This window comes from Anaeromusa sp. (genome assembly GCF_028691475.1).
GTDB lineage: Bacteria > Bacillota > Negativicutes > Anaeromusales > Anaeromusaceae > Anaeromusa.
This window is the reverse complement of the sequence record NZ_JAQUZF010000086.1, coordinates 1-7,445: the sequence shown is the minus strand read 5'-3', so window position 1 is coordinate 7,445 and position 7,445 is coordinate 1. Positions and strand designations below refer to the sequence as shown.

8 protein-coding genes and 2 tRNA genes are annotated in these 7,445 nt (G+C 49.3%); 7 read left to right on the top strand and 3 right to left on the bottom strand.

Features of this window, described 5'->3' with window-relative positions:
* Window positions 1–136: 136 nt before the first annotated feature.
* From PHF27_RS10780 to hydE, 5 genes are all read left to right on the top strand, one after another.
* Entirely contained in the window at window positions 137–985 is an 849-nt protein-coding gene (locus PHF27_RS10780; RefSeq protein ID WP_300069705.1) for a response regulator, read from the top strand.
* 3 nt (window positions 986–988) lie between these two features.
* Window positions 989–1,456, top strand: a complete 468-nt coding sequence (locus PHF27_RS10775; protein WP_300069702.1) for a chemotaxis protein CheX — start codon at window positions 989–991, stop codon at window positions 1,454–1,456.
* Window positions 1,457–1,595: 139 nt separating this feature from the next.
* Complete coding sequence (locus PHF27_RS10770; protein WP_300069700.1) at window positions 1,596–1,961, top strand: CidA/LrgA family protein; 366 nt, start codon at window positions 1,596–1,598, stop codon at window positions 1,959–1,961.
* Complete coding sequence (locus tag PHF27_RS10765) at window positions 1,958–2,641, top strand: LrgB family protein (RefSeq protein WP_300069697.1); 684 nt, start codon at window positions 1,958–1,960, stop codon at window positions 2,639–2,641. Before PHF27_RS10770 ends, PHF27_RS10765 begins: the two co-directional genes overlap by 4 nt.
* A 14-nt stretch (window positions 2,642–2,655) precedes the next feature.
* Entirely contained in the window at window positions 2,656–3,762 is a 1,107-nt protein-coding gene (hydE, locus tag PHF27_RS10760; protein ID WP_300069693.1) for a [FeFe] hydrogenase H-cluster radical SAM maturase HydE, read from the top strand.
* A gap of 162 nt (window positions 3,763–3,924) precedes the next feature.
* Here hydE and PHF27_RS10755 read toward each other — a convergent pair whose 3' ends face one another.
* The gene (locus PHF27_RS10755; RefSeq protein ID WP_300069690.1) at window positions 3,925–4,434 is read right to left on the bottom strand and encodes a hypothetical protein; all 510 of its coding nucleotides are present in this window, start codon (window positions 4,432–4,434) and stop codon (window positions 3,925–3,927) included.
* A 138-nt stretch (window positions 4,435–4,572) separates the two neighbouring features.
* Here PHF27_RS10755 and PHF27_RS10750 point away from each other — a divergent pair.
* Together PHF27_RS10750 and PHF27_RS10745 are read left to right on the top strand one after the other, a co-directional pair.
* Window positions 4,573–4,649, top strand: a tRNA-Gln gene (locus PHF27_RS10750).
* 201 nt (window positions 4,650–4,850) lie between these two features.
* Window positions 4,851–4,926: transfer RNA gene (locus tag PHF27_RS10745), tRNA-Lys, on the top strand.
* 104 nt (window positions 4,927–5,030) lie between these two features.
* Here the strand turns inward: PHF27_RS10745 and PHF27_RS10740 are convergent.
* Window positions 5,031–5,789: a TerC family protein gene (locus tag PHF27_RS10740; RefSeq protein WP_300069687.1), complete on the bottom strand. Its 759-nt coding sequence runs from the start codon at window positions 5,787–5,789 to the stop codon at window positions 5,031–5,033.
* A gap of 543 nt (window positions 5,790–6,332) precedes the next feature.
* A partial coding sequence (locus tag PHF27_RS10735) for an HD-GYP domain-containing protein (protein WP_300069684.1) occupies window positions 6,333–7,445 on the bottom strand: 1,113 nt, incomplete at its 5' end.

Here is a 7,445-nt window from a genome sequence, read left to right as displayed (position 1 = left end):
TGCGCCGAAGGTCCCGTCTTTTTCTTATAATTAGGGAAGCGGCCATGAGTAGTTAGCAGGAATTTTTCGGAAAAAATAGAATTAATAATATGGAAAATAACAGCCTTAAGTCGGCTGAATTTGAGGTGATTGGTGCATGAACCCTTTGCGTGTTTTAGTGGTGGATGATTCGCCTTTTAGCCAGAAAATTATGACGGGACTGTTGAAAAAGAATGGTTTTGATGTTTGCGGTTATGCGGATACAGGGGGGCAAGGCTTAGAACAGTATCGGGAACTAAGACCCGATGTCGTTACCATGGACATGACGCTGCCGGATATGGACGGCTTGGAATGCAGCAAGGCTATTTTGGCGGCGGACCCGACAGCCAAAATTGTTATGGTAAGCGCGATGAAAGACGAAACGCTAATGACAAATGGCTATGCTGCCGGAATCAAAGGTTTTATTCAGAAACCGCCGCGAGCAGAAGAATTAGCAGAATTAATACGCAAGGTATGCCAAGAAGCGGAAGAATGCTCTTTGTGCCAAAAATACCTGGCTTTTTTTGAGCAGTCGCTGCAAGAGAACCTTAGTTACATGGTTGGCGTTGAAAGCGAGATAGAGACTGAGCCGGACAACGAAAGCAAGTTTTTATCACAAGGTGTAGCGGTAATAGTTGGTTTGACCGGGAAGGTACAGGGCCGGGTCATTTTGGATAGTTCGGCGGAAACGGCGCAGCAATTGACACGCATGATTCTTAGCTGCGAAGAAGTGTCGGAAGATGACATGCTGAACGGCATGGCGGAATTAGCCAATATTGTCAGCGGCAATGGCGTATCTTCTGTAAACAATACGTATCGAGAACTGGAACTGCGGCTGACGCCGCCGAGCATTCTTTGCGGGCGGAAAATTAGCATTGTCAATCCTAAATTAGACGCTTACATTATGACGGCGCAGACGCCGTATGGTGATATTCGCATGAGCATTGGCTTCGCAGGGGGGAAATAACAGATGGACGCAAAAATGATCAATCCCTTCGTGGATGCCGTGGCGACGGTCTTGCCGCAGCTTGGCTTTCAGTCGGTAGAGCGGGGGCAAATCCGCCTAGGTGAAGAATTTGTAGAAGGCCGGGGCGTGACGGTGTTGATCGGCTTAACGCAAGATGTGCAAGGCAATCTGGCGTATAACTTTACGGAAGAGGTTGCCAAAGGCATTGCTTCGACCATGATGATGGGGATGCCGGTAACGCAGATGGATGAGATGGCCCAAAGCGCTATTTCCGAATTAGTGAATATGATTATCGCCAATGCGGCGACGCATTTTTCTTCGCAAAACTTGCTTGTTGATATTTCCCCGCCGAGCTTGGTCGTGGGGGAGGCCCTTAAGGCGCGTATCAGCAACGGGAAGTTTTTGGTTGTCGAAGTGAACGCAGACAGCTATTCCTTTGAACTAAATATTGGCATTACCAGCAGCAAGTAAAAACAGGCTGACAAACGCGGGGGACTAGGGCGCGTTGTCAGCCTGTTTTTTTATGGTAGAAAGGGAAAACGAAAGTCATTATGGAATAAGAGTATTTGTTAGATGTAGAAGATATAGAGGGTGTATAGGAGCGGTAGTTATGTGGAAACAAGCGTATCAATTTTGCGGGCAGGTTTTCTTTCTTTGGTGTATTTACTGGCTTGGTAATCAGGCGGCGGCAGTTTTGCACCTGCCTATTCCTGGCAATGTGCTAGGAATGGTGCTGCTATTTTTGCTGTTGGCAGCAGGGGTGGTCAAGGTGGAGCAGCTGGAGTTGGCAGGTGGTTTTTTGCTGCGGCATATCACCTTTTTCTTTATTCCTATTGCCGTGGGCTTGATGAATTGGGCGGGCTTGTTTTATCAGCACGCCGTGGCGCTGACCGTAACCATCGTAGTCAGTGCGGTGGCGGCGTTTTGGGTTGCCGGTTTCGTATTTCAACAGCTGCAAGGGAGAAATAGAACATGAATGAAATGATGATTATGGTGTTTACGGCATTGACTGTTGGCGCCTATTTAGTGAGTCGCTGGCTGTTTTTTCGCTATGGACATCCCTTGTTCAATATGGTTTTGTTTGGTACTATCTTGATGATCAGTCTTTTGGTGCTTTCCGGCACGTCTTACAGCGCCTACGAACCAGCCAAAGAATTTATGACCTTTTTACTGGGACCGGCAACGGTGGCTTTGGCTATTCCTCTGTATAAAAACAGAGAGCTTTTGCGGCGTCACGGACTGGCTATTGGTAGCAGTGTAGCAGCGGGGTCGTTAACCTCGATGGTCTTGGTGGTGCTTTTGTCGAAAGCGGGCGGTTTAAGCCAAGCAGTACTGATTTCGGCGTTGCCTAAATCGGTAACCGCGCCAATCGCTATTGAAATCGCGCAATTGTCCGGCGGCGATCCGGCGCTGGCGGTGGCCTTTGTGGTGGCTACTGGAACTTTTGGCGGCTCGCTGGGGCCGACGCTGCTGCGGTGGTGCGGCATTCGTCTGCCTGAGGCCAGGGGGCTGGCCTTGGGAACTGTGGCTCATGCGCAAGGGGTCGGCATGGCGCTCTTGGAAGGGGAGGCTTCTGCAGCTATGGCCAGCTCGGCTATGGCAATCGCCGCCATCTTTACTTCCTTAGCAGCCCCGGTATTGCTTGCGTTATTATAAGGAGAAAGCGTTTTATGGAAAAATTAATCAACCAAGCGGAAGAAACACAAACTTTATCGCAAGAAGAATTGGCGCAACTGCTGGCGGCTGATGAAGCAGCAGCGGAAAAGCTCTTTGCAGCGGCAGACCGTGTGCGACGCCAACAGGTGGGCGACGGCGTTCATTTGCGAGGACTGATCGAGTTTTCCAATACTTGCCGGCAAAACTGTCTCTATTGCGGCCTTCGTCGGGATAATCATCAGGTGCAGCGGTATCGTATGGAACCCGAAGAAATCTACGGATTGGCGGTTAAAGCGGTCGGTTACGGCTATAAAACGGTAGTTCTTCAGTCCGGCGAGGATCCGTATTATACCCTGGAGATCATGGAGCCTCTGCTGCGTCGGATTAAGGCGTTGGGGCTGGCGATTACCTTGAGCCTTGGCGAAAAATCCCGTGAAGAGTATGCGCGCTACCGCGCAGCCGGGGCGGACCGGTACTTGCTGCGCATTGAAACCACCGATCAGGCGCTGTATGAACGTTTGGACCCGGGGATGAGCTTGGCTAATCGCCTGCGCTGCTTGCAGGATTTGCGCGAGCTGGGCTATGAAGTAGGAACCGGCTGTTTAGTGGGCTTGCCTGGGCAGACGCTGGCTTCTTTGGCGGCGGATATCTTGTTTTTTCAGAGCCTGGATGCCGACATGGTGGGGATAGGACCCTTCATTCCGAATGCAGATACCCCCTTGGGGCAAGAGACAGGCGGTACCTTTGAGCTGGCGACACGGGTTATGGCGCTGACGCGTCTGCTTTTGCCCAACAGCAATATTCCCGCCACAACCGCGATGGAAACGTTGCACCCTCAAGGGAGAATCCTGGCGCTGCAGCGCGGGGCCAATGTGGTGATGCCCAATGTCACCGAAGGCGACTATCGCCGTCAGTACGCCTTGTATCCGGGGAAAATCTGCGTGAACGATACGCCCGCTCACTGTCGGGGCTGCATCACCGGCAAAATTCAAGCCATCGGCCGCCATGTGGCCACTGACGCGGGCTTTCGCCGCAAAGAGCCTGAGATGCGGTTCGCACAGAGAGAAAGAACGGGAATTGAACAAGAGTCGCGACGAGAATCGGAGGGTACCCATGAGTAATGCAATAATAATTTTTTATGAATCATTCGATCTAACTAGATTTTGTGTTTGCGAGTGAAGCAATCTCCTCGTGTTATTTGAAATTGAAACTGTGTTTCGTTCCCTCATGCGAACCCTCTCGTGACTCCGATTCTCTTGTTCAGCCCTATTTGCTACTCTTGTTTAATTGTTCGTTTTCAGTCTTTTTAGCACCAATTGCGCCAGCAGCAACCCTGCTAAAGACGTGATGAATTGCGGCCAACTGAGGAGCAGTCCCAGCAGGCGCTGCAAAAACTCCGGCAAAGCCAGCAGGGAAAGCAGGAAAGTAACGCTGCCCCAAAGAAACAGCATTTTTCCCAGGGGCGGTACTAAAAGACTAAGTAAAGTGCTTTGGCGCTGCAATATAAGATAGAGGCTGCCAAAGAAAAAGTTTCCCCCAGCCACTACGGGGATAAAAATCGGCAGCGGCAATAGCTGCTGCAAATAAGCGATAAGCGGCGCCAGTACAGAAAGAACCGCCAGACCGCGATAGCCGCCGCTGACGGCGCTTAGAATCAAGCAGGCGTTGACGAGGCTGCCGATGAGCAGTGTCGAAGCTAACGGCGGCAAAGGGAGCAGCAGGCGCAAGGCTTGAACGGTCAGGAGCAGCGCAGCGATCAGAGCGGTGCGGGTAAGACTACGTGTAGTATTCATAGAAACCCCTTTCAGCAGGAATATTGTAAACTTATTCGGGGCTGAAACGGTTTACTCCTGCGGTAAAATGATTTTTCTATTGACGTACTATGTAAAAAGGGATACAATAACATCTGTGGTTTTCGATAGCCACTATATTGGGGAGTAGCCAAGCTGGTTAAGGCACCTGACTCTGACTCAGGCATCCGAGGGTTCGAATCCTTCCTCCCCAGCCATTAGAAAATAAGCGCTTATTGCTAAAGCAATAAGCGCTTTTGTTTTACGCCGTGAAGAACAAAATGAACCTAAGGTAGAAGACGATGAAAAATGAGAATGAACGAGAAAAGAAGAGATTGAAGAAGAAAGTTGCATTTTTGTTTTTGAAGGAGTATAATTAATAGCGTGCTAAAGAACATAATGATTTTTTAGCAGAAAATGACTCACTAGCTCAATTGGCAGAGCAACTGACTCTTAATCAGTAGGTTCGGGGTTCGACTCCCCGGTGTGTCACCAGTAAATACGCGCCTCTCAGGCTCTGAGGGGCGCTTTTTTTATGTTAAACTGTTGCCTTTTCGCAGCCCGCCGCCGAGTCCTCCAATTCTCCTCGCGGCTCCTGTTCAATCCTTTTGTTCTTTTGTCTCCTCCGGCAGGTGCGGCTGATGAAGCTTGACCGGATGACTCTGTCTGATTTTCAGGTTGAACATTTCGACGAAGACGGAGAAGGCCATGGCGAAATAGATGTATCCTTTAGGAATGTGCATATCAAGACCGTCGCCGATAAGCACGACGCCGATGAGAAGCAGAAAACTTAAGGCTAGTATTTTGATGGTCGGATGTTGCTCTACAAAAGCGCTGATTTTTCCGGAGAAAATCATCATGAAAATAACGGCAATGATTACGGCTGCAACCATAACACTCAGTTGTTCCGCCATGCCGAGAGCGGTAATGATGGAATCAAGAGAAAAAACAATATCCAGCAGCAAGATTTGAATAATCACAGCGCTGAAAGTGGCTTTAGCTTGTACAGAAGAAGGTCCTTCGACACCTTCGAGCTTTTCGTGAATCTCCATCGTGCTTTTCCAAATCAAAAACAAGCCGCCGGTAATAAGAATCAAATCGCGGCCGGATATTTCGTTGTTTAAAACGGTGAAAAGCGGCAAGGTGAGTCCCATGAGCCAGGAAAGAGAAAACAGCAGCGCAAGGCGTGTAAGCATTGCTAACGCAAGGCCGACCTGTCTCGCCTTAGCCTGAAGATGCGCCGGCAGTTTGCCTGCTTGAATGGATATGAAAACTATATTGTCAATTCCGAGTACGATTTCTAGGGCGCTTAGGGTTATTAAGGCCATCCAGACTTGCGGATTCAGCAACCATTCCATGGGGATAGCTCCTTTCGGCAATAAGAAGAGGTAATAGAGTCTGTTACTTATTGTTTAACCATAGGCTCGCCAAAACGATGGCGCCATAGGTGAACAAGCTGGCGATGTTCGCTGGCGCTAGCAGCATCGCTGTCTTACTATCGCGTTTGTACGACAAAGCGGCGCAGTATAAACCGGACATATAGCCGAAAATCATAAATAGCGTTTGGATGCCCGCGATAAGGTGCGTAAACAAGGCGGCAACCAGCAAGCCCCAAAGAAAGCCGGCTATGATTTTGGGAAGCGTGTCTAAGTTTATGATTCTGTTGGCTATAATGTGTGAGAGCTTGCGAAAGGCGAAGGGAAGAAGCAGAAAGAACACGACAAATTTTATTGTGAATTCCAGGTTAATCGCCGCCTTTCTACCGCTTTGCAGAGTGGTTTCTAAATATACCGGAAGTTACAGTGTTGATAACGAGTCGCGAAATACACGAAATACACGAAAGACGCGAAAGGAGTAATCAAGGCCGCTTGAAACCATGTTCCAAAGCGGCCCTGTAGGATTCAAATCCCTTTAAAACTGCGGCTAAGAAAGAGGACTTCTTCTTCCCGCAATACTTTGGTGATTTGCGTAGTCAGATTTTTAGTCAAATCCATTTCAAAGGGAGTCGGGTAGGGATGACCGTTCGGATCGGCTAACAGGCTGATGGTGGGGCGCATCTGCAGGCGGGGCAGCACTTTAGTGACAATGCCGAATTCACCGCTATCCAAGCGGACAATGCTGCCGATGGGGTAAATTGCAACGGTGCGCAAAAATGCATCCAAATAATAGGGGTCTACATAGCGACCGCTCAGCGTCATGAGAAGCTCGTAAGCTTCATGGGGCAAAAAGCCGCGGCGCTGGGGACGATCCGAGATGAGGGCGTCAAACATATTGGGAATGGCGCTAAGACGAGCGTATTCGTGAATATCGTCATTGGCAAGCTTGCGCGGATAGCCGCTGCCGTCAAAATTTTCATGATGCTGATAAGCGATATGAGCGGAGAGAATCGATAAATCGCGTACTTTGCGCAAGGCTTCAAAGCCTTTGGTAGTATGGCTGTGAATAACATCCCATTCAGCAGGCGTAAGCTTGCCGGGCTTATTTAGTATTTCATCGGGGATCAGCATTTCGCCGATGTCATGGAGGACGGCTCCCATGGCAAGGTCGCGCAGGCGTTCTTCGTTGAATTCCATAGTGGCGGCTACAAGAACCGTCATCATAGCCACATTGACAACGTGAGCGTATAGATAGTCTTCGTTGGTGCGACAATCAACAAAATGTACCATCATGTGACGATTGCGGACGATTTCGCTGACAAGGCGATTGATTCTCGGTTTTAAAGGCTCGATTTCAATTTGACCGTTTTCCTGGAAGGTTTTATATACTTGTTGGACTTGCTTGACTAAAAGACGCCGATCATCTTCTTCCAGGAGGTCTTCAGGCAGCTCTAGACCGCTATAGAGCATGTTTTTTACATAGATCGACCGCAGCCCCAGGGTTTTTAAACGGGCGACATACTGGTCATCTAGCTCGCGGTCAGCGCTAACTAAAAGCACGCCTTCGCTATTATAAATATTGTGAGCTGTGATCATGCCTGGTTGCAGAAGAGAGACGGAAACCCGCAGCATTTTGTG

Excerpts from the sequence above, each read along its gene's own strand:
- PHF27_RS10780 (WP_300069705.1), top strand. The coding sequence starts at position 137 with ATGAACCCTTTGCGTGTTTTAGTGGTGGATGATTCGCCTTTTAGCCAG.
- PHF27_RS10775 (WP_300069702.1), top strand. The coding sequence starts at position 989 with ATGGACGCAAAAATGATCAATCCCTTCGTGGATGCCGTGGCGACGGTC.
- PHF27_RS10770 (WP_300069700.1), top strand. The coding sequence starts at position 1,596 with ATGTGGAAACAAGCGTATCAATTTTGCGGGCAGGTTTTCTTTCTTTGG.
- PHF27_RS10765 (WP_300069697.1), top strand. The coding sequence starts at position 1,958 with ATGAATGAAATGATGATTATGGTGTTTACGGCATTGACTGTTGGCGCC.
- hydE (WP_300069693.1), top strand. The coding sequence starts at position 2,656 with ATGGAAAAATTAATCAACCAAGCGGAAGAAACACAAACTTTATCGCAA.
- PHF27_RS10755 (WP_300069690.1), bottom strand. The coding sequence starts at position 4,434 with ATGAATACTACACGTAGTCTTACCCGCACCGCTCTGATCGCTGCGCTG.
- PHF27_RS10740 (WP_300069687.1), bottom strand. The coding sequence starts at position 5,789 with ATGGAATGGTTGCTGAATCCGCAAGTCTGGATGGCCTTAATAACCCTA.